Source organism: Saccharibacillus deserti, from assembly GCF_013618475.1.
Taxonomy (GTDB): Bacteria; Bacillota; Bacilli; order Paenibacillales; family Paenibacillaceae; genus Saccharibacillus; species Saccharibacillus deserti.
The window spans coordinates 1-25,092 of sequence record NZ_JABJVN010000012.1 but is presented as its reverse complement, the minus strand read 5'-3'; the positions used below and the strand labels follow the sequence as shown (position 1 = coordinate 25,092).

Annotated in this window: 20 protein-coding genes and 5 tRNA genes; 2 read left to right on the top strand and 23 right to left on the bottom strand. The window is 55.4% G+C overall.

Annotation, left to right across the window (positions count from 1 at the left end; genetic code table 11):
• Positions 1 to 82 precede the first annotated feature (82 nt).
• The 4 genes from HOP44_RS21345 to HOP44_RS21330 form a co-directional block, all read right to left on the bottom strand.
• On the bottom strand, positions 83 to 745 hold the full coding sequence (locus HOP44_RS21345) for a hypothetical protein (protein ID WP_172257222.1): 663 nt from the start codon (positions 743 to 745) through the stop codon (positions 83 to 85).
• A gap of 23 nt (positions 746 to 768) precedes the next feature.
• A complete protein-coding gene (locus tag HOP44_RS21340; protein ID WP_172257220.1) occupies positions 769 to 2,106 on the bottom strand; it encodes a CNNM domain-containing protein in 1,338 nt (445 codons plus the stop codon).
• 277 nt (positions 2,107 to 2,383) lie between these two features.
• On the bottom strand, positions 2,384 to 3,280 hold the full coding sequence (locus HOP44_RS21335; RefSeq protein WP_172257218.1) for a DMT family transporter: 897 nt from the start codon (positions 3,278 to 3,280) through the stop codon (positions 2,384 to 2,386).
• Positions 3,281 to 3,386: 106 nt separating this feature from the next.
• Positions 3,387 to 4,007, bottom strand: coding sequence for a lysophospholipid acyltransferase family protein (locus HOP44_RS21330; RefSeq protein WP_172257362.1), 621 nt, complete (start codon positions 4,005 to 4,007; stop codon positions 3,387 to 3,389).
• Positions 4,008 to 4,296: 289 nt separating this feature from the next.
• On the opposite strand from HOP44_RS21330, the gene HOP44_RS21325 reads away from it, so the two are divergent.
• Positions 4,297 to 4,716 carry a chemotaxis protein CheW gene (locus tag HOP44_RS21325; RefSeq protein ID WP_172257216.1) on the top strand — a complete coding sequence of 140 codons (420 nt, stop codon included), beginning with the start codon at positions 4,297 to 4,299 and terminating at the stop codon, positions 4,714 to 4,716.
• A gap of 406 nt (positions 4,717 to 5,122) precedes the next feature.
• Here the strand turns inward: HOP44_RS21325 and mmuM are convergent, their stop codons facing one another.
• The 7 genes from mmuM to HOP44_RS21290 form a co-directional block, all read right to left on the bottom strand.
• On the bottom strand, positions 5,123 to 6,079 hold the full coding sequence (gene mmuM / locus HOP44_RS21320; protein WP_172257214.1) for a homocysteine S-methyltransferase: 957 nt from the start codon (positions 6,077 to 6,079) through the stop codon (positions 5,123 to 5,125).
• A complete protein-coding gene (mmuP, locus tag HOP44_RS21315; RefSeq protein WP_172257212.1) occupies positions 6,076 to 7,470 on the bottom strand; it encodes an S-methylmethionine permease in 1,395 nt (464 codons plus the stop codon). The genes mmuM and mmuP overlap by 4 nt, the downstream gene beginning before the upstream one ends.
• 290 nt (positions 7,471 to 7,760) lie before the next feature.
• Positions 7,761 to 8,780, bottom strand: a complete 1,020-nt coding sequence (locus HOP44_RS21310) for an alpha/beta hydrolase (protein ID WP_172257210.1) — start codon at positions 8,778 to 8,780, stop codon at positions 7,761 to 7,763.
• A 6-nt stretch (positions 8,781 to 8,786) separates the two neighbouring features.
• Complete coding sequence (gene map / locus HOP44_RS21305; protein WP_172257208.1) at positions 8,787 to 9,533, bottom strand: type I methionyl aminopeptidase; 747 nt, start codon at positions 9,531 to 9,533, stop codon at positions 8,787 to 8,789.
• Positions 9,530 to 10,012, bottom strand: a complete 483-nt coding sequence (locus HOP44_RS21300) for a 2-thiouracil desulfurase family protein (RefSeq protein ID WP_172257206.1) — start codon at positions 10,010 to 10,012, stop codon at positions 9,530 to 9,532. Before HOP44_RS21300 ends, map begins: the two co-directional genes overlap by 4 nt.
• A 39-nt stretch (positions 10,013 to 10,051) precedes the next feature.
• Positions 10,052 to 11,164, bottom strand: a complete 1,113-nt coding sequence (locus HOP44_RS21295) for an SGNH/GDSL hydrolase family protein (RefSeq protein ID WP_246370010.1) — start codon at positions 11,162 to 11,164, stop codon at positions 10,052 to 10,054.
• 196 nt (positions 11,165 to 11,360) lie between these two features.
• Positions 11,361 to 12,401 carry an NAD(P)-dependent alcohol dehydrogenase gene (locus HOP44_RS21290; RefSeq protein ID WP_172197142.1) on the bottom strand — a complete coding sequence of 347 codons (1,041 nt, stop codon included), beginning with the start codon at positions 12,399 to 12,401 and terminating at the stop codon, positions 11,361 to 11,363.
• A gap of 193 nt (positions 12,402 to 12,594) precedes the next feature.
• Here HOP44_RS21290 and HOP44_RS21285 point away from each other — a divergent pair, with 193 nt between their 5' ends.
• Positions 12,595 to 13,005, top strand: coding sequence for a MerR family transcriptional regulator (locus HOP44_RS21285; protein ID WP_172257202.1), 411 nt, complete (start codon positions 12,595 to 12,597; stop codon positions 13,003 to 13,005).
• Between the two features lie 101 nt (positions 13,006 to 13,106).
• Here HOP44_RS21285 and glmS read toward each other — a convergent pair whose 3' ends face one another.
• The 12 genes from glmS to HOP44_RS21225 form a co-directional block, all read right to left on the bottom strand.
• A complete protein-coding gene (gene glmS / locus HOP44_RS21280; RefSeq protein ID WP_172257200.1) occupies positions 13,107 to 14,939 on the bottom strand; it encodes a glutamine--fructose-6-phosphate transaminase (isomerizing) in 1,833 nt (610 codons plus the stop codon).
• A gap of 620 nt (positions 14,940 to 15,559) precedes the next feature.
• On the bottom strand, positions 15,560 to 16,900 hold the full coding sequence (glmM, locus tag HOP44_RS21275; RefSeq protein WP_172257198.1) for a phosphoglucosamine mutase: 1,341 nt from the start codon (positions 16,898 to 16,900) through the stop codon (positions 15,560 to 15,562).
• Between the two features lie 140 nt (positions 16,901 to 17,040).
• Positions 17,041 to 18,609, bottom strand: coding sequence for a CdaR family protein (locus HOP44_RS21270; protein WP_172257196.1), 1,569 nt, complete (start codon positions 18,607 to 18,609; stop codon positions 17,041 to 17,043).
• On the bottom strand, positions 18,602 to 19,435 hold the full coding sequence (gene cdaA, locus HOP44_RS21265; RefSeq protein WP_172257194.1) for a diadenylate cyclase CdaA: 834 nt from the start codon (positions 19,433 to 19,435) through the stop codon (positions 18,602 to 18,604). The genes HOP44_RS21270 and cdaA overlap by 8 nt, the downstream gene beginning before the upstream one ends.
• 290 nt (positions 19,436 to 19,725) lie before the next feature.
• Positions 19,726 to 20,346 (bottom strand): zf-HC2 domain-containing protein, encoded by a 621-nt coding sequence (locus HOP44_RS21260; protein WP_172197160.1) that lies wholly within the window; start codon positions 20,344 to 20,346, stop codon positions 19,726 to 19,728.
• A 189-nt stretch (positions 20,347 to 20,535) separates the two neighbouring features.
• Positions 20,536 to 21,105, bottom strand: coding sequence for an RNA polymerase sigma factor SigW (sigW, locus tag HOP44_RS21255; protein WP_172197163.1), 570 nt, complete (start codon positions 21,103 to 21,105; stop codon positions 20,536 to 20,538).
• A gap of 364 nt (positions 21,106 to 21,469) precedes the next feature.
• The gene (ppc, locus tag HOP44_RS21250) at positions 21,470 to 24,265 is read right to left on the bottom strand and encodes a phosphoenolpyruvate carboxylase (RefSeq protein ID WP_172257192.1); all 2,796 of its coding nucleotides are present in this window, start codon (positions 24,263 to 24,265) and stop codon (positions 21,470 to 21,472) included.
• 305 nt (positions 24,266 to 24,570) lie between these two features.
• Positions 24,571 to 24,644: transfer RNA gene (locus tag HOP44_RS21245), tRNA-Gly, on the bottom strand.
• Positions 24,645 to 24,652: 8 nt separating this feature from the next.
• A tRNA-Pro gene (locus HOP44_RS21240) sits at positions 24,653 to 24,726 on the bottom strand.
• A gap of 17 nt (positions 24,727 to 24,743) precedes the next feature.
• Positions 24,744 to 24,820 (bottom strand) — tRNA-Arg (locus HOP44_RS21235).
• Between the two features lie 6 nt (positions 24,821 to 24,826).
• Positions 24,827 to 24,901 (bottom strand) — tRNA-Gly (locus HOP44_RS21230).
• A 16-nt stretch (positions 24,902 to 24,917) separates the two neighbouring features.
• Positions 24,918 to 24,999, bottom strand: a tRNA-Leu gene (locus HOP44_RS21225).
• Positions 25,000 to 25,092 lie beyond the last annotated feature (93 nt).

The following is a 25,092-nucleotide window of genomic DNA, read 5'->3' as shown; positions in this document are numbered from 1 at the left end:
GGGTTTTTATCCCCGATCTGTTGAAATCCTTCACTCTTTCTCACAAAAAGCGCTTTATTTATCCACATTCGTCCATTCGAGTCTATATCGTCCACCGGTCCCCGACGATCCCGACCAGCTTCCATTCGCCCTCGATTTGTTCCCACACAAAACGCAGACTGCCCCAGTCCATGCCCCCGGTATTTGGAGATCCGCCGCGGCCGCCTTTGACATAAAATTCGACGAATTCGGCTTCGGGATAGACTTTGCGCAGGTTGCTCGGCATACTTCCGCTGCGCACGATCCGGTTGTAGCCGATCCCGTCCGGAGCCGTGTAGGGAAGATTGTTCAGAAAACGTCCGTAATAGCCGCGAAAATCAAGCCGGATCGGCTCTCCGCTTCCGTCGTAGCTGCCCCAGACATAAGTTTTCTTGTCCGTCCAGACCTGCCGCAGCTGTCGGGGAGTCAGTATCCGGTCGCTTTTCGGAAGCACATACGCATATGGGGAAAAACGGACACCCGACGGAGAAGCCAGATCGGCCAGCTTGTCAAAATCACGGTCTGCCAAAGCGCGCAGCGCCCTGTTGGCTTGACGCAGAACTTCTTTTTGGACGGATACGGCGGATGCAGGTTTAGTTCCCGGGCTCTGGGCTGTAAGCTGCTCGGCAGCAGACACCTTCTGTTCCTGCAGGCCGTACCCGAATGCTCCGGTCAGCATCACCGCGGCCGCACCAGCCGTTACCGTCTTTTTCCATTGTTTGTCCATCTTATTCCTCTCCCTTGTTCGAGTCAGTCCGGCCGTTCTTCCCGTTCCCGACGGTTCGCCCGTACCGCTTCGATCTGACGGATCCGTCCATCCTGCATCTCGCGGACCGTCCAGTCCCAACCCGATTCGCCGATCGTGTCGCCCTGCTTGAGATCGAACTTCTCGGAGAGCAGCCACCCGCCGATCGTATAGACTTCTTCCGAATCGATATCCGTGCCGAGACTGCGGTTCACGTCATGCAGCAGCGCATTCGAACCGAGCAGGAAGCGTCCTTCGCCGTCTTCGCGAATCAGCGGCGTCGGAGCCGCTTCGCCGTCCGGCGAAGAACTGGACGGAATATCGCCGACAATCTCTTCCAGCAGATCTTCCAAGGTCACAAGACCCGAGGTCCCGCCGTATTCGTCTATCAGCACCGCCATATGAATGCCTTCTTTTTGCATGCGCCCGAGCAGGTCGCGCGCCCGCACCGTCTCGATCACCTGGATAACCGGACGGATATACGGAGCGATCGGCTGCGGCTGCCCGGCATTGCTTCGGACATACTCGCTCAGCACCTGCTTGACGTTGACCATCCCGACGATATGGTCTTTGTCCCCGTCCAGCGATACCGGAACCAGACTGTACGCTTTCGGTTCGATCAGCTTCACCAGATCCCGGACGTCCGCCTGCTGCGGAATATGCCGAATCTCGGTACGCGGTACCATGATCTCCTGCGCGTCGCGCTCGTCGAAATCGAATACGTTGTTGAGATAACGGTATTCGGTCGGCGTGATCTCTCCGCTCTTGAAGCCTTCCGACAGCGCCAGGCGCAGTTCGGCTTCGCTCTGGGCGGCTTCGCCTTCGGTCAGCGGCTTCAGTCCGAACAATCCGCTGATCACGCGCGACGAACGGCTGAGAATCCAGTTGAACGGATAAGTGATGCGGTAAAAAATGATCAGCGGACGGGCCAGCGCAAGCGCGAGCGGCTCGGCGACCTGAATCGCGATCGTCTTCGGCACCAGTTCCCCGATCAGCACTTCGAAATACGTCAGGATCAGGAAGGCCAGCAGAAACGACAGCACCCCTGTCGCCGTTTCCGGCACATGCAGCCAGACGAATACCGGCGCCAGCAGTTCTTCCACCGTCGATTCGCCCAGCCAGCCGAGCGCAAGCGATGTCAGCGTCGTGCCGAGCTGGCTGGCGGACAGAAATTCGTCGAGCCGCGACAGGATGCGTTTGACGGCCTGCGCATTCCTGTTTCCCTGTTCGGCCAGTTGATTGATACGCGAGACGCGCACCCGGATGATCGAGTACTCGGAGGCGACAAAAAAGGCCGTCAGTACAATAAGCAAAATGACGATGATGATGTTTAGGATTTCCACGCAGAGAACACTTCCTTCACGGCATTCGTCGGTCCTTGGCGAACCGCGTCGTTGTGGTATCTATATACCCTTTTTTACCTATCATGCCGCGCGGTCCTCTCTTCATCCGCAGGCTTTTGATTCGGCGGGGATGATGTCCTATACCTGATATGGATCCAAAATGCAAAAAAGCCTCGGAAAGCGGCAGCCGGCGTTTCCTGTTGGGAACCTTCCGGCGTCGCTGTTCTGCGGCTTTACTTGAAGCTTTATTTGTTCTGGCTCCGCGCGGTGTCCGAACCTAGCCTGCCATAACGGACCCTTTGGGCTTGACCCTGCGGTTGACCAGATAGATGCCGGTTCCGATCAGCACCAGGCCCAGCAGCAGGAAGCGGCTGAACGGTTCGTGCAGAGCGAGCGTTCCGATCAGCACCGACAGCAGCGGCACGATAAACGTATACGAAGCCACCTGGCTGGCTTCTCCGGCCTGGGTCAAGGTGATATAGAGAATCCAGGACAGCGCGATGCCGAAGAATATGCCGAACAGCAGGCCGGTCCAATAAGCGCCGTTCCATACAATATCGGTCCAATTCTCGGTCAGGGAGCCCGCGAACGTCAGCACGAAGCCGCCGAGCGTACACTGGAACGCGACCAGCCACAGCGAATCGACGGACGAACCCGACTTTTTGATAAAGACGGTTCCGAGCGCCCAACTGACTGCCGTCGCAATCGCCAGCACCACGCCGATCACGGCGACATGGCCGGAGAATCCGCCCAGACTGACCGAGATGACGCCAAGGAATCCGAGCAGCAGACCGATGGCTTTGAGCGGATTCATCCGTTCGTTCAGCCAGACCCACGCGAGCAGGCCCACCAGCACCGGCTGCAAATAGACGAGCACGGTAAACAGACCCGACGGCATATAGAGCAGGCCGATCGTCTGCAGACCGTAGAACAGCACCACATTGAGCAGCGCGGAGACCAGGTAGACGTTCCAATTTTGTTTCCAGCGGATCCGGCTGCGCTTGGGCAGCAGGAACAGCATGAGCAGAAGCCCTCCGATGAGCGTGCGCAGGCCCGCAAACAGCAGCGGCGGCGTGTAATCCAGTGCGACTTTATAGATGGACCAGGAAACGCCCCAGATCAGGACCAGCGCGACGGTCATGCCGAAACGCTGCGGTCCGGTTAATGTTTTCATTGATGAAAAACTCCTCGTTGTGTAAGATTGCCGGCAAAAACGGGAAAAGCGCCGACTGCGCCGCTCAGGCGCTTCGTTCGCTTTTCCCGTTGTCGGTGCTATGAAATTATACGTTCTCCTTGCTTTTGTCCAGCCGTTCCAGTCCGGTTTCCAGCGTATTCATCGCCAGCGCCAGACGGTCGACCAACTCGCCGAGATCTTTCTTGCCTTCGCCCGGTTCGTCGGATACGGTCGCGATCGGATCTCCGATCACGAGCCGGGTCTTCGTGCCGCGCAGCAACCCCTTAAAGGTGGTGGGACCGGAGAAAGCCGCAGGCACGACCGGCACTTTGGCCATTTTGGCGATCGTAACCGCGCCCCGCTTGAGCGGCACGTCTTCCGAAGAGCGGGTGCCGGACGGGAAGATCCCGATCGTCTTGCCCTGCTTGAGCAGCTGGATCGGAACTTTCAGACTGCTCGGTCCCGGATTTTCGCGGTCGACCGGAAAAGCATTGATATCGCGCAGAAATTTATCGGCAATCTTTTTTCGGAACAATTCCTTCTTGGCCATGAAATGAACTTCGGTCGGCAGCAGCGAGCTTCCGAGCGCGATGACGTCGATCCAGCCCCGGTGCGTACAGGTGATTACGTAGCCGCCTTCCTTCGGCAGCCTGTCCGCTCCGATAACCTCGAACTTCCCGAATCCACGCAGTACAAGTCTGGCCAATTTCGCGAGGGGTTGATACAACACGTCGACTGCTCCTTCCGCATTCCGTTTCTTAATGACTTTAGTATCTGGTCCTAAATTTGAACAACGGCATACGATCCATGCGAAAGCAGCCGGCACGTGTTTAGTGTACCATGCGCTTTTGTTCCTGAACAGCCGTATGCCTGGAAAAAGCGCGCCGGTTTTCGGGAAAGCGGTAGCAAGGCGCCGGGATATCGCCTATAATGACGGTAAGCCCATCCTTTTTGTACCGCAGTCTCGACCGGGCGAAAAGGATTCTATCCGTAAACGAAGGAGACCGGCGCATACCATGAGCGATTTTATCCTATTTAAATTGGCCGACAAAACCTACGGTATTCCGTTCCATGAGATCGATGAGATCCAGAACTCCAAACCCGGCACCTCGATTCCGTTCTCCTCGAACTGGCATGAGGGCGTCGTGAAGATCCGCGAAGAAATTTATACCATTCTCAACCTGCGCAAAAAACTGAACGTATCGCATGAAGATCAGCAGGACACCGATAAATTTATCCTGCTTCGCCGCGAGAAGGTCGCTCTGCTCGTCGATTCGCTCGACGATACGGCGTCCGTTCCGGATTCGGCATTGGCCGACAACGAAGAAGCGGCAAGCCGCCGGTTCCTGCCGTCCGTATTCGAACACGGCGACCGGTTGGTGCTCGTGCTGAACGTCGATACCCTGCTGGCAAGCACAACGGGAGGCGGAGCCTAGGCTCCGTCTTTTTTTATAAATCCGGCCGTGCCCGGAGGCGTCTCGAAGTCTCGGCACAAAAAAAGCCCCGATCCGAATCGGGGCTTTTCGCCGTTTCCGCGGCGGCCGGCGCGCGGGATCAAAAGCTGCGGATAGCGTGCGTTCATTGCGGGTCGCCATAGGCAAAAAAGTCGCAAGCGGAGTCGTTTCCTGGTGTAAAGGGATTCATGGTTGTAGAAGTACTGCGGATGCGCGCCGCGGAAACCTATCGGCTTGCGCCGACCGGCATAAAGCGAGAGCACCCGCTGCTGTGCAATAACCAAGCGGGCGATGAGGCCGTACCGGATGTGGATCTGGGGTGCTCTCACGGGATAAAACGCAAAAGATTTCAGGTTGGATCACTTTTTTTGAATTTTTTCAAAACTTTTTAGCCCCGCCATACGGCCGCTATTTGCGCGATCTGCTCCGGCGTGGTCCGGCAGCAGCCGCCGATCAGCCTGGCGCCCGCATCGTACCAGACGCGGGCGGAGTCGGCAAAACCGCCGCATGCCGCGGAGCCGCCGCCGTGCCAGGTCTTGGTGGACGCCTCGTACGATTCGCCGGAGTTCGGATAGAGAAGCACCGGCTTGGACGTATGCGCGGCCAGCACCGCCACCGCTTCGGCCGCTGCCGAAGACGGCGCGCAGTTGACGCCGATCGCCGCGACGTTAAGCCGGTCTTCCAGCACCCGGGCGCATTCTTCAAGCGGCGTACCTTCGCTGATCTCCTGTCCGTTTCGAAGCGAAAACGACATCCAGGCGAACGTCCCCGGACATTCATCCAGCAGATTCGCAAGTACGAGCGCTTCCTGCAGCGACGGAATCGTCTCGAATGCAAGCAGGTCCGCTCCCGCTTCGATCAATGCGCGGATGCGCGGCCGATGAAATTCGGTCAAGCGTTCGTCGCTCACCCCGTAATGGCCGACATACTCCGAACCGTCCGCCAGGTAAGCGCCGTACGGGCCGACGGAAGCCGCCACGATCGGCTTGGGACGCTGCCCGTGTTCGCCGCCTGACCAGAAGGCGTCGCGCGCCTGCGCGGCGAGTTCCACCGTCTGCCGAATCAGCGCCAGGGCTTTCGTTTCATCGATTCCTTTTGCCGCGAAACCTTCGACCGTCGCCTGGTAGCTGGCCGTAATCGCGCAGTCCGCCCCGGCGCGGAAATAATCTTCGTGAACCCGTCGAATAAGTTCCGGCTGCTCCAGCAGCACGCGGGCCGACCACAGCGGGTCGTCCAGATTGCAGCCGTGCCGCTCCAGCTCGGTCGCCATCGCGCCGTCCAGGATCAGAACCGGATATTGGTTCAAGATTGCCGCGATCGGATTTTCTTTTTGATGTCGGATCATGCCCGGTTTCCTCCTTTGCGCTGCCCGGTGCGGGCAGTCAGATAATAAGCCGCGTAGCACAGCAGGATGAACGGAATCCCGCAGTACAGCGCGATACGCTGCGTCGGATCGAACGCGATGCCGATACACGACAGCAGGCACAGCAGGAACGAAGCGATCGGCACGAACGGGTAGAGCGGAGTCCGGAAGCCCAGGTCTTCGACCGAATGCCCCGCTTTGAGATAGGCCCGGCGGAACATCAGCTGCGAAGCGCTGATGCTCATCCAGACCACAACGACGGCAAGACCCGAGATCGAGACCAGCGCGATATAGACCGTTCCCGGCGCAATGATGCTCGACAGCAGCGCCAATGCGCCGCCGGCCATACTGAGTACCAGTGCGTTAAACGGTACGCCGCGCTTGTTGAGGCGCGAGAGCGAACGCGGAATCGTCCCTTTGTCCGCCAGCGACCAGAGCATACGGGAAGACGCGTACAGGCCGGAATTGGCCGCGGACAGGATGGCCGTCAAAATAACGAAGTTCATGACATCCGCCGCGTAAGGAATACCGACCCGGTCGAGCACGGCCACAAACGGGCTTTCCAGCACTCCGGCTTCGTGCATCGGCAGCAGCGCCGACAAGATGACGATCGTACCGATAAAGAACAGAATCAATCGTACCAGCGTCGTCTTGATCGCTTTGGGAATGGTGCGGGCCGGATCGACCGTCTCCCCCGCCGCAATCCCAATCAGTTCCGTGCCGGAAAAAGCGAAATTGACAGCCAGCATGGTCAGCAGAATCGCGCTCGCCCCGTTCGGGAACCAGCCGTCAACCGTCAGATTCGACAGCAGCGGCGCGGTCTCGCGGCCTTCCATCGGCACGATGCCGAACACGGCCGCCGCCCCGATCAGGATGAAGGCGACGATCGTCAGCACTTTGACCAGCGAGAACCAGAATTCCGATTCCGCGAACAGCCGCACGGTCAGGGCGTTCAGGAAGAAGATCAGAGCCGCGAACAACGCGCTCCAGATCCAGACGTTGATATCGGGGAACCAGCGCTGCATCAGCAGCCCTGCCGCCGTAAACTCCGAACCGAGCGCCACGGTCCAGGTCAGCCAGTACAGCCAGGCGACCGTGTAGCCGGTAGCGGGTCCGATATATTTGGCGGCATAGCTGTGGAAAGCTCCGGTTTCCGGCATCTGCACCGACAGCTCGCCGAGACACAGCATGACCAGATAAACGGCAATCGCGCCAACCGCATAAGACAGAATGGTTCCGATCGGTCCGGCCTGCTGGATCGTATAGCCGGAGCTCAAGAACAGTCCCGTACCGATAACACCGCCGAGCGAGAGCATGACGACGTGCCGCACCTCCATTTTCCGCTGAAAATTCCCTCCGTTTTCTTGTTCCATCCGTATTCTCCCCATTTCGGTCCGCATGCAAAAAAGGCGTCTTCGCATGGAAGACGCCTCGGAAACACTTTTTCTGTTCCTGCCGGGTCCAACGATTTTCCAACCAATATACCGGGCTTGAACAGCGCTGTCAACGATTATTTCTGTTGCTTCACTGCGGTAAACCGTTAATTCGAATAATCCGAACTTTCTAACCGCTTATAGACGCTGCCCTGTCGATCGGCAGTATCGCCTGTTCGGCCGACATTCGCAAGCATCGCAGCCACTTTCCGGACGGCGTCAAGACTCTCCTACGCCCGGATGATCCAGGCCAGAGCGTCAAGCAGCCGCTTGGCAAAGTCTTCCGGGTAATCGTGCTCCATGCCGGGCACGATCTCCAACCGGCATTCCAGACCGGCTTCCTGCATCGCCTGTGACATCGCTTCGGCGGATTCGCGGCCTTCTTCGTCCGCTTCGCCCGCGATCAGCACGCTGCGAGGCGTCCGCTCTTCCAGCCGGTCCAGCGCGCCGATCCACTCGCCGGGTTCATCCAGCCATGGAGAAACCAGCACCAGACCGTCCGCCGGAAACTCGTCGTGCAGCAGCGCGTTCAGCGCTACTTCCGCTCCGGCCGAAAAAGCGCCCAGCACCACGGGAGCGGCCCCTTCTCCGGGAGTCTCTCCCCGAAGATCCAGCAGATGTTCGCGCAGCTCCGCCGCGCCCAGGTCGATATCGTCCCATCCGAAAGTATCCGAAAACCGGATCTGCGAAGAACGCACCAGTCCGACCGTCCAGCCGGCCGCGAGAGCGGCTCTCCAAAAAGGCTCCGCGTCGCTCTCGTTCTCCTGATCGCCGTGCAGCACGAGCAGCAGCGGACCGGAGGCCTCTTCGCGCCGGTCCGCTGCCGCGATCGCATCGGCTTCCGGCTTCGGATCAACCGAGGAAGCCGGAGCTTCCGGATACAATACCGTCAGCGCCGGAGCTTCGCCTGCCAGCGCCGCTTCTTCGCCCCGCCCGCTCAGATCCGCGAGTTCCGCAAATCCTTCGCGCCCGCGCAGCGTGTCCAGATCGTCGTCTTCCAGCAGATAGTCCGCCGGATACCAGAAACCGCGTTCCTGAACGGCTTCGCGCAGCAGCGCAAACGCTTCGTCTTCGCGGCCGGCAGCGGCGGCCAGCGCATACAGCAGATTCATCTGCCGGGCATCGGCCTGCCCCGACAGCCTGTCTGCTTCGGTGTATTCGCGCACGAACAGATAGGCTTCTTCCGCCCCGGAAGCTTCGCGCAGACGAAGCGCTTCGTTAAACAGGCGGGTTGCCGTCCATTTTCCCATATCGCCCTACTTCGTCAGGATGATCGGCGCGCCCTTGGTGACGATCATCGTGTGTTCGTATTGGGCGACGAAACTGCCGTCGTCCGCGCGGAGCGTCCAGCCGTCGTTCGCGTCTTCGAACACTTCGCGCGCATTCGTCGACACGAACGGCTCGAACGCGATTACCGAACCGTCTTTCCACAGATCGGTATCGGTCGGGTCGTAGTAGCTCAGGATATATTCCGGCTCGTCGTGCAGCGAAGTGCCGATCCCATGCCCCGTCAGCGTCTCGATAATATTGAACCCGTGTTGGCGTGCCACATTGTAAGCCGCTTTGCCTGCGTTGTTGCGCTTGGAACCGGCTTTGATCTTCGCGGCTCCCGCTTCGAATGCCAGCACGGACGCTTCGCACAGCGTAACCAGACGCGGATCGCCCTGTCCGACAACAAACGAGACTCCCGTATCGGCAAAGTAACCGTCGCAGGAAGCGGACACGTCCACGTTTACAAGATCGCCTTCCTGAATGACGCGTTCTCCCGGGATGCCGTGAGCCACTTCTTCATTGACGCTGATGCAGGTATAGCCCGGGAAATCATAAGTCGATTTCGGGGCCGAGATAGCGCCGTGTTCTTCAAACAATTCGGCGGCGCGGCGATCCAGATCGATCGTGCGTACGCCGGGTTTGGTCATTTCTTTCAGTTCGTCCCGGATAAGCGCTACGATCCGTCCGATTTTTTTTAGTCCTTCGATTTCCTGTTCCGTTTTGGCTATCATGCTTGTTCTCCTTTGAATGTAAAATAGGATGCCTGCCGGTAATCGCGTTCCGACTGCACTTGTACTCCATGCCGCCGCAGCAGCGCCGACGTCACGCCGTGTCCGGCGATCCTGACGCCTGCAAATTCCCCGTTATAGATGGCGGCACTGCCGCACGACGGGCTGTTTTCTTTGAGAATCACGGTATGCGCCCCGACTTCCCGCGCTTTGTCGAGCGTCAGCTGCGCTCCGCGCAGATACAGCTCCGTAACATCCGTTCCGGAACGTTCGACGACGCGTGCGCGTCCGTCCAGCACATCGTCTCCGCTGCCGCCCACAATCTCCGCCGGTTCGCGAGGTATCGCAAATCCGCCCATCAATTCCGGGCAGACCGCCATCGCTTCGCCTGACTCAAGCAGCTTCCGCACACTCTCTTTCAGACTGTCCGTACCATTGTAGCGGACCGCAAACCCTGCCAGGCAGGAACTGACCAATATCATGTCTTCCCCTCCATGCCGTTATCCGCTATTATACCACGTTCACCAGCCGAGTATTCGCTGCAGTTCGGGCACAAGCTTATCGGCCATTTTGACGTTTCCCTGTACGGAAGGATGCAGCGCATCCGTATAATCGCCCGTATCCGGAGCCAACCAGCTTTCCGTCGAAATGAGATGCACCCGCTGGTCGCCGGCTTTCTGGCGAAGAAGCGCCGCTTCCTGTGTCTCTTTGTCCATATAGCCGTTCAAAGGACGGATGACGATCAGCTCCGTCTGCGGATAAATGCTGCGCAGCCGCTTTAGGAAACCGGTATAGGCGCTTTGGAACGTAGAACCGGCAACCCGGGCGCGTTCATCGTTCGTTCCCAGATTGATCACAACCGCATCGGGCTGCCGAGCCGCGTCAACCTTCCACGGCGGCGAGTCCGCATAATCGAGCGGCTGAAGCCGGAAATACTGCTCGCTCATTCCGGAAGGAGGCAGCCCGTTGCAGGAAACGCCGTCCGTGAGGCACATCCCCGTATAAGCAATCTGCGTATGGTCCGCGTTCAGGCGCTCGCCGGTGAGCCAGGCATAGGATTCGATCGAAACGTTCGGCGTCTTGTACCCGACGGTAATCGAATCGCCAATGAATTCGATCAGGCGTCCCCGTTCCGGAGGAGCGACCGTGTAGGCGTCTTTATCGAGCAGCAGCCCTTTGAAAACGGCCACATCCCGGATATTTCGGGTAACCAACGTCAGCGTATGCTCGCCTTTTCCCAATGGAGAAGGCGTTAGATTGACTGTGCCCGAAGCGTTTTTGTACAAATTGTAAGGACCTCCGTCAATCGATACGAACAGATCGGATCCGGCGGGAGGAGCTGCATAACCGAGTTTGAGTCTTACGCTTGTGCCCGTAAAAGCCGTCGTCAGCGACGTTCCGGACCAATATCCCCGGTACGTGTCCGTTCCCGAGGCCTCCCAGCGTCCCGTATAACGGATATTCGGATCATTCGGGCCGACAGACACCCGTCCGACATCCATAAGCCCGTGCGAAGGCGCAGCCAGCAGGACCGTCGCCGTTATCCAGAGCAGCACCAGCCAGAATCGTCCGGACCGCCTGAACCAACGGAATTGGGCTGTGGGTTCGCCATAGCCGGAATCGGACTTGCACATATTCAATCGTTTCTCTCCTTTTTTAACGGTATAAAGCACTTGGCTGGTTTATTTTGTAAGTTTAATCCCGCTTCCATTATACTTGTTTTTTGTTGGCGTTTCAGCTTTTTCATCTCTATGGATAATTTTCGGACAAAGAATTTTTAATACCAAAAAACCCCGACAACGCCTAAGGTTGTCGGGGTTTTCGAACTTTTTACAGGGTGGAAATATCGATCACGAATCTGTATTTGACGTCGGAAGCCATGACGCGCTCCCAGGCTTCGTCGATCCGGTCGGCGGAAATGACTTCGATCTCAGGCTTAATGCCGTGCTCGGCGCAGAAGTCCAGCATTTCCTGCGTTTCGCGAATACCGCCGATCGAGGAGCCCGCGAACGAACGGCGCTTCGGAATCAGCGAGAACACTTGAACCGGCAGCGGCTCCGAAGGAGCGCCGACATTCACCAGCGTACCGTCTACCGCAAGCAGCGACAGATAAGCGTTGATATCGATCTTGGCGCTTACCGTATTGATGATCAGATCGAACGAGTTCGCCAGCGTCTTGAACGTTTCTTCGTCGCTTGTCGCATAATAATGGCTGGCTCCAAGCTTCAAGCCGTCTTCTTTCTTTTTGAGGGATTGGGACAGAACCGTCACTTCGGCGCCCATGGCATGTGCCAATTTGACCGCCATATGTCCGAGACCGCCAAGACCCACGACGGCGATCTTTTTGCCGGGAGCCGCTCCCCAGTGGCGCAGAGGCGAGTACGTCGTGATACCGGCGCACAGCAGCGGAGCTGCCGCGTCAAGTTCCAGCGCGTCCGGAATCCGCACGACAAAGTCCTGCGTAACTACGATATGCGTCGCGTAGCCGCCCTGTGTGTATTGGCCGTAGCGATCGACCGATCCGTACGTACCGGTCATGCCTTCTTCGCAGTACTGCTCTTCGCCATCGTGGCAATGCGCACATTTGCCGCAGGAATCGACCATACAGCCAACGCCGACCCGATCGCCGACCGCGTATTTGGTGACTTCCGGTCCGACCTGCGATACGATTCCGGCAATTTCGTGTCCCGGTACAAACGGATATTGAACAGGTCCCCATTCGCCGCGTGCGCTGTGAATATCGGAATGACAGATCCCTGCATATTTGATTTCGATCAGTACATCTTGGGCTTTCAGATCCCGACGTTCAATTTCGGTGCTTGTGAACGGCTGGTCCGCTCCATGGACAGCTTTTGCATTCGCGGTTATCATAAAAAACCTCCTGTGATGTGGGTAATGGAATTGGTTCTGACTCCATGCTAAACCTTACAGTTAACTCTAAGTCAAGCGGCAATTTTCGCGAATAGCGTTTGCTTTGACATCTTTCCGACCCGATGATAAGATTTCAACCAGATCCCATGCTAGAGTTAACTCGAAGTCGAGCTTGTACAGACAGGAGAATCCCATGAAAACCTACTCGATCGGCCAGGCTGCAAAAGTCCTGAACCTGACTCCCTACGCCCTGCGCTATTATGACAAAGAAGGCCTGATGCCTTTCCTGGAACGCAACGCCAGCGGCACGCGCTTTTTCAAAGAATCCGATATCGCCTCTCTCAAAATTGTGGACTGCCTCAAATCGACCGGTATGCCGATCAAGGAAATCAAGACATTCATCGACTGGTGTTCCGAAGGCGACTCGACGCTGCAGCAGCGCCATAACATGTTCCAGGAACGCAAAGCGGTGGTGGAAGCCCATATGGCCGCTCTGGTCGAAACGATGAAAGTGATCGAACACAAATGTGCCTATTACGAGGAAGCGTTGGAGGCCGGCACGGAAGCCGTGCACAAAGATAATTGGGCCGCCCAACCGCGATAAAGCACAGTTTGGAACAAAAAAAGGACGCCCCGGTTATCCACCGGAGCGTCCTTTTGCCTATTGATTTATTGGCTTGGAGAAAGTCCGCTAAAGCCGATTTCTTACTCGACCGTTACGCTTTTCGCCAGGTTACGCGGCTTGTCGACATCCAGGCCGAGAGCCAGGGAAGCATAGTACGACAGCAGTTGAAGAGCGACCACGGACAGCGAAGCCGTCAGAAGCGGCAGTGTCTTCGGAATCGTGAATACGGAATCGACCGACTTCATCAGTTCCTTCGCATCTTCTTCGTAGCAGATCGTCAGAACGACGCCGCCGCGGGCTTTGACTTCCTTGATGTTGCTGACCGTTTTCTCGATCAGGGCCTGTTCGGTCGCCAGCGCGATAACCGGTACGCCTTCTTCGATCAGGGCAAGCGTACCGTGCTTCAGTTCGCCGGCTGCATAAGCTTCGGAATGGATGTACGAGATCTCTTTGAGCTTCAGCGAACCTTCTTGAGCAGCCGCATAGTCCAGACCGCGTCCGATGAAGAACAGGTGCTTCTGGGAAGAGAAGTTCTCCGCATGCTCTTTCGCTTCGCCTTCGCGGGCCAGAATCGACTCGACTTGTTCCGGCAGAGCCTGCATGGCCGCCAGCGTCTCGGCTACCTGAGCTTCCGTCTGTGTACCGCGTACCTGTGCGAAGTACAGACCCAGCAGGTAGAATGCGATCAGCTGGGACGTATACGCCTTGGTCGAAGCCACGGCGATTTCCGGTCCGGCCAGCGTGGCAATTACGTCATCCGCGTCGCGTGCGATCGAACTGCCGACTACATTCGTAATCGCCAGAACGTGTGCGCCGTTGGCATGCGCTTCGCGCAGAGCTGCCAGCGTATCCGCCGTTTCGCCCGATTGGCTGACCACGATAACCAGCGTTTCCGGAGTGATGATCGGCGAACGGTAACGGTATTCGGAAGCGACATCCGTTTCAACCGGAATGCGTACCAGACGCTCGAGTACCGTACGTCCTACGAGACCTGCATGGTAAGCCGTACCGCAGGCGATGATCTGCACGTTGCGGATGTTTTTGATCTGCTCGTCCGTCATATGGAAGTCCGGCAGCACGACTCTTTTGCCGGTTTCGTCTACGCGTCCGCGCATCGTATCCTGATAAGCTCTAGGCTGCTCATGAATTTCCTTGTGCATGAAATGCTCGTAGCCGCCTTTTTCCGCAGTTACCGCATCCCATTCGATGTACGTCATTTCCCGGGTAATCGTATTGCCTTCGATCGTCATCAGTTTGACGCTGTCGCGGGTCAGAAGTGCCATTTCGCCGTCGTTCAGGATGAAGACGTTGCGGGTATACTTCAAGATGGCCGGAATGTCCGAACCGATGAAGTTTTCGTTTTCGCCGATTCCAATGATCAGAGGGCTTGCATGGCGAACCGCTACGATGCGGTCCGGTTCATATTCGGTCAGCACGCCGAGCGCAAATGCGCCGCGCAGATGCTTGATCGTTTTTTGGACAGCTTCCACGATGTCGCCGTTGTACTCGCGCGCCACCAGGTGGGAAATGACTTCCGTATCCGTTTCGGAAACGAATTCGACGCCGCTTGCGATCAGCTCGTCCTTGAGCTCCAGATAGTTCTCGATAATGCCGTTGTGTACAACCGAGAATTTCTGCGTGACATCCGTATGCGGGTGGGAGTTCACATCCGAAGGCTTGCCGTGCGTTGCCCAACGGGTATGTCCGATACCGACCGAACCGACCAAAGGAGCCGTTTCCAGCTTGTTTTCCAGGTTAACCAGACGGCCCAACGCTTTTGTAACACGCAGACCTTCGTTTGTATATACGGCGATTCCCGCCGAGTCATACCCGCGGTATTCAAGCTTAGAGAGACCTTCGATCAGGACGTCCTGCGTATTTCTTGCTCCAATGTACCCTACGATTCCACACATAATATATATTTCCTCCGCTCATGATTTGGGTTGAAATCTTCGGGCTTGAGCGGTAGGCCAAAGCAAAAAAGCTTACGGTTCGAAAAGAAAACATCTTGGGGAGCCGTCCGTCCCATTTGGACGGACGGCTCTCTGGAAGGCAGACTACTCCCGCCGATCGTTTGATTTTTCAAAAAACGGACGCTTCGAAGCCTCGGCTTCTCGCTTTTATCCGCCATGTAAGCTTTCGCGTTTGGACCTGCCACACGAAAAGCCCGTTGATTAAGCACCCGCGAATTCGTTTGTGCGGCCAGTCGCCTGTCCGTTTTTCGAGATTCGCTTACGGTTTGATGCAGTACCGGGAGGTCCCCGCCGAATATTTCGAACACCTCCACCTCGTCAGCTTGAGCCGCTCATCCCCGTCGGACTTTCGTCCTTCGGCGTTCCGGTCCGGCGCCCAAGCTCTGGCGCTTGTTGAATCCCTACCTCACAATCCTCGCTTTCTGTACAGGAGTCGGACTTATGCAGTCCATCTTGCAATAATAAAAGGTGCCCGCCTGAACGCAAGCGGGCACCTCCACATTATATGACATACCGAGTCGGTTTACAACTCGGGCGTTTTCCGGTTTTTCGGCAGAGGGTTAAACGAGTTCGCTGCGCACCACATCGGCGATTTGGCCCACTACCCGGTCCAGCTGGTTCTCATCCGGTCCTTCCGCCATCACGCGGATCAGCGCTTCCGTCCCGGAAGGACGAACCAAGACGCGGCCTTCGCTGCCCAATTCGCGTTCCACAGCTTCAACGGCCGCCAGAATCGCTTCATTGCCTTCGTAATTGCGCTTGTCCTGTACACGCACATTGACGAGCAGCTGCGGATACTGGCGCATCATTGTTTTTACTTCGCTCAGCGGCTTGCCGGACGCCGCAAGCGTATCGACCAGCTGGATAGCGGTCAGCATGCCGTCGCCTGTCGTATTGTGATCCAGGAAGATCACATGTCCCGACTGTTCTCCGCCCAGGTTGTAACCGCCTTTGCGCATCTCTTCCATCACGTAACGGTCGCCTACGGCCGTTTTCAGCGTGTTAAGACCCAGCTTTTCCGTCGCTTTGTAGAAGCCGATATTGCTCATGACGGTTGTCACGATTGTACTGCCGTTCAGTTTGCCCGCACGGTTCATCGCATCGCCGCAGATACACAGAATAAAGTCGCCGTCCACAACGTCGCCTTTGTCGTCGATGGCAATCAGGCGATCGGCATCGCCGTCAAAAGCCAGACCGATCTGCGCTCCGTGTTTCAGCACTTCTTCGCGCAGCGTTTCCGGATGGGTGGAACCGACATGATCATTGATATTCAGACCGTTCGGTTCGGCGCCGATAGCAATAACTTCCGCTCCCAGTTCGCGGAACAGACGCGGTGCCAGTTCGTAAGCGGAACCGTGCGCGCAGTCCAAAACCACCTTAAGGCCCTTGAACGACTGCTGTACCGTCGTTTTCAGGTAATCCAGGTAGACGAACTTCGAAGCGTCGTCGTTGGTCACGGTTCCGAGTCCGGATCCTACCGGACGCGGCAGTTCGTCGGTCTCGGCATCCATCAGGGCTTCGATACGCAGTTCCGTTTCGTCCGACAGCTTGAAACCGTCTCCGCCGAAGAACTTGATGCCGTTATCTTCAACCGGGTTGTGCGAAGCCGAGATCATAACGCCCGCGTCCGCCTTCATCGTACGGGTGAGGTAAGCCACCGCCGGCGTCGAGACGACTCCAAGCCGGACCACGTTCGCACCGATCGACAGCAGACCCGCGATCAGGGCAGATTCCAGCATGAGGCCCGAAATCCGCGTGTCCATCCCGATCAGCACAGTCGGCTTTTCGACTTCCCCCGCCAACACGTAACCTCCACAACGGCCGATCTTATAAGCCAACTCGGCTGTCAGTTCCTTATTTGCTACTCCGCGTACGCCATCTGTTCCGAAATACTTTCCCATATCGATCTCGTTCTCCTTTTATTTCAAAAACGCCCTGACTGCCTCAGCCGTGTCTTCCGATTCCGCAAAGACAATCCGTTCAAGGTCCTTCTATGACGTATTCGAATATGATAATCATTCATGCCGCTTAAATTTCTTCTTTAGGGTGCGGTTGTTCCGCCGCCGGGTTCCGGATCGGTTTCCGGTACGGTTGTTCCTCCGCCCTGCGGATCTTCTTCCGTCGGCTCCGTTTGTTCGGGCACCGTCGGTTCGTCTCCTTCTGCCGGAGGCGTCTCTTCAACCTGCCCCGGCTGCTCGGGTTTGTTGGGATCTTCCCCGTTCGGCTCGGTCGTTCCTTCGGGTTCGGGCTGAGCCGGTTCGGGTTCGATAACCGGTTCATCGGTTCCTTGGGCAGGCGGCACAGGTTCGTTATCCGGCTCGGTCGTTACCGGCGTGTCCGGTTTTTTGGGTTCTTCGGCAGCTGCCGCAATCTCTACGGTGACAGAAGGAGCCGAAGCCTCGTCCATTCGAATATAGTCGGGAAGCTCCACTTTCAAGCGCACATTGTGCGCGCCGGCATTCAAACCGCTAAGATCGGCTGTCAAACCGATATCGGCGGCCGTGATCCCCGCAAGACGGCCAGGAGCCCCTTTTACCGTTACATTCATTTTCCCCGACGCCGGATCGGTGATTTTCGCATCGGTACCGGCGGTTTGTCCGGTTAAGGCAACCGGTACATCCTCAATCGTTTTTTCTTCGAACGGTACGACATTGACCGTGAATCCAACCGAAGAAGGTTCGATACGCTCTATGCCGTCGGGCGCAGCCAAAGCTTCTTTATAACGGGTAGCCCCTTCCGCTTTGACTTCGCTCAAGTCGAGAGTAACGGGAGGATAGCTATCTATCCTTTCCAGGGCTCCCTTGGGTCCGTACAGCGTCACCTGGTTGGCACCGGCCTCTACGCCCGCCAGCACCAACCCGTCCGGCAAATCTCCGCTGTAGCTCACATTAAGAGGCAGTGTTTTCGACGAGACGGACGAAACGTTGGAAGAGATCGGTATCTGGACTTTGATAGCCGCAGGCGCGATTACCGCATCGTCCAGCACCTCGCCGTTATTCGCATACGCGACCAGCTTAACCCGTCCCGAGATGCTTTCGTTCGCTCCATCCACACTCATCTCGCCCTGAATCTTTTGCACTTGTTTCATTTCGCTCTCGGGAAGGGTGACCTTTACGGCATTTCCTTCTTCAAATACGGGATCAAGCTCCGTAAACCCGTCTGCAGGCACACCTGTGGTCAGAATCACCGCATTAAATTCCTGGGTGACCTTCTCTTCGATCGTTACGGTTACCCGGGAAGGTTCGATCGACAGCAGTTCCACCCCCGCCGGAGGATCAAATTGAAGCGGCACGGTATACTGACCCGGTTCCGTTACGCGGCTCAAATCCATTTTGACCTGGTATTCGGTGCTTGGAAGCAGGGAAGTGATCTGTGATCGCTGGCCGGCCACTTCGACGCTGATCCGCTGGGGTACGACGGACTGCATCACATATTTTTCATCGTCGAGCCCGTAAGGTTCGATGGCCAGGTTCGCGATCGTCTGATTTCCCTGCGTATTGCGCGTAATGGTTGGGGTATCGGTATCCACATGAACCATCGCCCACAAAATCAAGGCTACGGCCAACGCGATGATCTTGGCGGCGGTATTGTTTCCCAGCCACTTATCCATTCGGCTCGTCCCCTTTCTTTCTCCAGAACAAGCCCTTCTTATCTCTTACGGACGGGTTCGGTTTCAGCAGCTCGTACAGTTTCGATACCAAGGCTTCCTCGCTGATATCGCGCACTACCTTCCCGTCGAGAGCAAGCGAGACCTGCCCCGTCTCTTCCGAGACGATGACGGAAACGGAATCCGCAACTTCGCTGATCCCGATCGCCGCACGGTGCCTTGTTCCGAGTTCTTTGCTGATAAAAGGATTTTCGGAAAGCGGCAAATAACAGGCCGCCGCCGAAAGCGTGCGTTCCTGAATAATGACCGCTCCATCGTGCAGAGGCGTATTGGGTGTGAAAATGTTGATCAGCAGTTCCGATGTCACCACGGACTTCATCGGAATCCCCGACTCCGTATACTCGTTCAGTCCGGTATTCCGTTCAAAAACAATCAGGGCGCCGATCTTCCGCCGGGACAAATAAGCGACGGATTTCATCAGCTCGCCGATCATCTGGCCCACTTCTTCTTCATCGACGCTGCTCCTGCCTACAAATTTGCCCCGTCCAAGCTGTTCGAGTCCGCGGCGCAGTTCAGGCTGGAAAATAATAAAGATCGCGACGACGCCAAAAGTAAACATCCGATCCATCAGCCACTTCAACGTATACAGATCGAGCCAACTGCTGATTGCCCAAATAATGACGAGCACCAGAATACCTTTCAGCAGCTGTACGGCCCGGGTTCCGCGCACCAGCAGAATCAATTGATACACAATATAAGTAACGATCAAGACGTCGACGACGTCCTTGACCGTATCTGTCCAACTCAGGTTGGTAAAGTAATCCATCATGGCCCAAGCCCCCGTTATCTCCGTCTCTCTCAGGCTGCTGGCATTTATGTATATCCGCCGGCCGTCCAAGCTTCGGAACCGACTGCCGGCCCGGATTATAATTCGGATTGATATCTATAGGTTATAACGTTCATGCTTTTGTTGCAAGCCGCCGACTGCCTGTTCGACAAAAAAGGCGCCGCCGCCCATAGGACGATGACGCCGCGTTTCTACTGCGATCAGAAAGGACATGTAGGCTTTGCAAGAGTTACAGGCCGACCAAACAGGCTCCCGGATCTCGCCTGATCGGATTATCGATAGGCGACTTCCGAAAAAATATTGCCCAGTTTGTACCAGACCCAGTCGAAAGCCTGATCGATATCTTTTACCTGGCCTGCGACATGAGCCGTAGAAGCCTGATAAGCGGATCCGTCGATCACCGTTACATTTCCTTCCACTTCGCCGTAGATCTTCAATTCGCCGCGTTCTACGGTGAGGTCTCCGGTCACAACCGTTCCTTCCGGAACAATTACGGTATTCCCTTCAACCTGAACGCGATTGAGATCGCTGCCTTTGACGACAAGCTGTGTATCCGCGTTCCAGAATCCGATCGATGTGCCCAGCATAATAAGGATAAACGCAGCCGCGGCGGTCAAAGCGGGGTGCCTGCGCACCCAATTCCATGCGGGACTGTGCTTTTTGGGCTGAGGAAGAAAGCTCATGATGCGATCGGTTACATCGTCGGATACGGTTGCGGTATCCATCTTGCGGTTTGCAGCAAACAGCATCATCTCCGTCTCTTCGAGACTTCGAAAGGCCGCTCGGCATTCCGGACAGGCATCTAGGTGACTTTTTAATTCGCGCGCCTGCTCCGTAGGCAGGTCTCCATCCAGATAATCGTGCATAAACGAGACGGCTTGTTTGCATTCCATATGGGCCATATCCTTTCGTGAAAACTCGGTAAAATCTCATGTTGACCTTATTATGCTCTACTTAATACGCCATGTGCAGGCGATAGTTTCAACAGTTAAGCACAAAATTACACTTTAATTCAAATTTATTTAGACACGTTCATGAATTCGTAATTTTTTATCATTGCGGCATAAAAAAACCGAAATCGCTCAGTACTGCGGCGATTCCAGTTTTTTTCGTAAAAATTCGCGTCCCCGGTGTACGCGCGTCTTGATTGTAGTCACCGGCATATCGAGAACTTCGCTGATTTCCTGTAGGGAAAGTTCCTGCAGATACCGCAGAATCATCACGGTTTTGTACTTTGGAGGCAGTCCGTCGATCGCTTCGTGAATCGTCGTTCTTGTCTCGGAGATCATATATTCGCTCTCCGGCGTTCGGTTATCGCCCGGAATGAGCGCGTAACCGTCCGCTCCATCCTGATCGCCTATTTCAGCGTCCAGCGAATATGTAGGTTTTCTTTTGCGAAGGCGGTCGATACTCAGGTTGGTTCCGATCCGGTAGATCCATGTCGAGAACTTTTGGCCGGGATCATAGCGATCGAGATTGCGGTAAACGCGCAAAAACGTTTCCTGAACCACATCTTCCGCTTCGTGACGGTTGCTTAACATTCGATAGGCGAGATGAAAAATTCGATCTTTATAGAGATCAACGATTTCGGCGAAAGCTCTCTGGTCCCCTTTGAGCGCAAGTTTCACCAATCTCGTTTCCAGATTGTCCACCGTGTCTCCCCCAGACTAAGCCCGCTGAATCGGGAACCTGAAGCGCCCTGCCGCTTCTTTTCCGGAGTCCCCTTAACAACTTTAAGGCAAGCATTCCTTCCGGCGTCTCCAAACGTATGCCCCGCATCGTCGGACCTGCCGAATAACTGCGCAAACAACGTAAAACCGCCGTTTTATGCGTATGTTCAAATCGTAATTCATGGAGCGTCAAAAAGCAACACTGCTGTTGTAACTTCTTCCAACCCTTTACATCCTCGGCGAAAAAATCCCTCGAGCCTTCCTCAATTTCCGCAAAACAAAAACGCGTCTTTTCCATGGAAAAGACGCGTTTAAGCAAAACTCTTAGCACTTGGAAAACAAAAGATCAGCCGGTGTTGCGAAGTCCTGCGGCAATGCCGTTGATGGTCAGCAGAACTTCGCGAAGCAGCTCCTGGTCATCCGGATCTTCCGAATCCCGCAGATCGCGCAGTTCTTTCAGCAGTTGAACCTGCAGATAGCTCAGCGGATCGACATAAGGATTGCGCAGCCGGATCGATTCCTGGATCACCGGAACATTATCCAGAATCTCCTGCTGCCCGGTAATATCGAGAATCAGCTGTTTGGTCAGTCGGAATTCTTCTTCGATCAAACCAAAGATCCGATTGCGGCTTTCTTCGTCTCCGTACATCGACGCATATTCCTTGGCAATGACAAGGTCAGCTTTGGCAATCGCCATCTGCAGCGAGTTGATCAGAGAAGTGAAGAACGGGAAACTTTCGTACATCTGCTTCAACGTCTCCAGATTCTCCGGCTTTCCTTGATAGAAGCTCTGGATCCCCGTGCCGGCTGCATACCAGGCGGGTACAAGGTAGCGACCCTGCGTCCAGGCAAATACCCAGGGAATCGCACGAAGATCTTCGAAACGGTCGCTGTTTTTGCGCTTGGAAGGACGGGAACCGATATTCAATTCTCCGATTTCCGACAGCGGCGTCGCTTCCTTGAAGAAAGACAGGAAATCCGGATCCCGGAAGATCAGATCCTGATACTTATTCAGCGAAGCCTCGGAAATACTTCTCGCAATATCTTCCCACTGGCGTTCTTCTTCCATATAAGAAGTATCCGTAGCGGCTACGACAGAAGTCAGCAGCGCCGAAGTCGCTTGTTCGAGGCTTCGATAGGCAATACCTTTGAGCGAGTAGCGGGAAGACAGCACTTCGCCTTGTTCGGTAATCTTGATTCCCGCTCCGACCGTATGAGGCGGTTGGGCAAGGATGCTGCGGTTAAGCGGCATTCCTCCGCGCCCAAGTGCTCCTCCGCGTCCGTGGAAGAATTTCAGTTTGACTCCGTACTCGTTGGCCATGGCCGTGATCTCGTTCAACGCGACACGCAGTTCCCAGTTGGCAGCAACGGTTCCTCCGTCTTTGCTGCTGTCGGAATAGCCAAGCATGATTTCCTGCTGATTGTTCATCGCGTCCACCGCTTCGCGGTATACCGGAATTTCGAACAATCTTTTCATGATGCCGCTCGCGGCCTGGAGATCTCCGATCGTTTCGAACAGCGGTACCGCCTGCAGGGTACAAACGACTTGACCGTCGGCATGTTTGCGGAACAGCCCGACTTCTTTGGCGAATACCATAACTTCGAGAATATCGCTGGATGCTTCCGCCATACTGATCAGATAGCTGCCGATACAGTTTGGACCGAATTCGTTTTGGGCTTCAAAAACGGTTCGGTAAACCTGCAGACACTCTTCCGTTCCATCGCTGTAAGTCTGGTAGGGCGTAGTCAGAGGTCTTGGATCTTCAAGAAGTCCGACCAGCAGGTCGATCTTCTCATCTTCCGAAAGCTCGCCGTAGTTCGAAACAATGTTCATGCTGCTTAGAATCTCGCTCATGGCTTTCTCATGTTCCTGGCTGTGCTGACGGATATCCAGGGTTGCCGTATGGAAACCGAACAATTCGACCTGCCGAACGAGCTTTTTGATTGCGCTATCAGCCACATAATCGGCATGGTGATAACGCAGGCTTCGATCGATCATCTTGAGATCTTCGATCAGCTCGGAAGGATGCGCATAGCGTTCCGGCTTGCCTTTTTTGTCTTCATCCAAGATATTGTCCAGCTTGCGAATCATATAGGTAAGCTTGACACGGTAAGGTTCGTTGTCGTTGTGCCAGTTCGATTTCGCGTCCACCGTAACCGACTCGCGGTCGCGTTCGATCGACTCCAGGAGCTCGTCCGTCACATGGACGATACTGCTGCTGAAGCTGAGCATATGGATAAGTTCGACCAAAATGGCATGGTATTCGCGGATTGCCAGCTTGCGCTGCATTTGAAGGGTCTGCCAGGTTACGTTCGCGGTAACCGAAGGATTGCCATCCCGGTCGCCGCCGATCCAGGAACCGAAACGCAGATAGTTCGGAACATGCCAGTCCTGGCCCGGATAATACTTCTCAAGGCAGCGTTCCAGTTCTCCGTACACATCGGGGAGTACATGGAACAGCGTCTCGTGGAAGTAATACATTCCGTTTCTTACTTCGTCGAGTACGGTCGGCTTGCGGTCCCGCAGCTCGTCGGTCTGCCACAGCGTAATGACTTCATTCAGAAGTTTCTCGCGCAGCTGTTCGCGTTCGCGGAAAGTCAGAGACGGATCGTCAAGCTGCATCACGTCGGCGGCGATACGTTTATGAATATCCAAAATGACTCGGCGTACCGCTTCGGTCGGGTGCGCGGTCATAACAAGTTCAAGCGATAAAGTTTCCAAAAAAGCTTTTACGTCTTCCGGGGAGAAGTTTTGTTCTTTCAACTGCTGAACAGAGGTTTCGATCGAGCCCGGCTGCGCGGCTTCACCGGCAGAACGCTCATAATCTCTTTTTCTGCGAATCCGGTGATTCTGTTCCGCAATATTGACGAGTTGAAAATAAATGGCGAAAGCTCGAATCACCTGATGCCGGATATCCGGATCAAGCGAATAAATTTCCCGTTTAAACTCTTCGTGCAGGTCCGGCAGGTAGATGGCACGAAGAGACTTGCTCAGTTCGCGAATCTTTTCCACCTTGTCCAGGAGCTCCTGTCCGCTGTGATGAACAAGCACTTCACCAAGAATATTTCCCAGGAACCGCACATCGCGTCTGAGCAGGTTGTTGGAACTGCCTTTGCCCGCGGTTACCGTCAGTTCAGTCATTTTACTCCTCCTATCTGTCTGCATCGCATGCTTGCTGCTGATATGACATCTTCATCACATCATACAACAATTCATTTGATAAATCTTCACTTTATAGCGAAAAAGCGACTCGGTATTTCGGGAGACAACCAGCTGATCAAGGAACTTATTTATGAATGAAAGCGGAAGGGATTTATGTATGATATAAAGAATTCCCGCTTTAAAACTGCGCAGAGACAAAGCGAATATATACAACAAAATGGCGTCCACATAGAACGCCGGGAATATAACAAAAAAGACCGCTTCCGGTCTCTATTTTTAGAAAATGGAGCGGGTGATGGGAATCGAACCCACGCTACCAGCTTGGAAGGCTGGAGTTCTACCATTGAACTACACCCGCAAAAGCAATCGGGATGACACGATTTGAACATGCGACCCCCTGGTCCCAAACCAGGTGCTCTACCAAGCTGAGCTACATCCCGTTATTGATTTGTAAAAATGGCGCGCCCTGAGAGATTCGAACTCCCGGCCTTTTGATTCGTAGTCAAACGCTCTATCCAGCTGAGCTAAGGGCGCAAAATATGGAGCGGACGACGGGAATCGAACCCGCGACCCTCGCCTTGGCAAGGCGATGCTCTACCGCTGAGCCACGTCCGCAAAACTTACTTCATAATGCGCGTGGAGGGACTTGAACCCCCACGTCGTAAGACGCTAGATCCTAAGTCTAGTGCGTCTGCCAATTCCGCCACACGCGCAAATTACGAATAGTGTAAATGGTGAGCCATGAAGGACTCGAACCTTCGACACCCTGATTAAAAGTCAGGTGCTCTACCAACTGAGCTAATGGC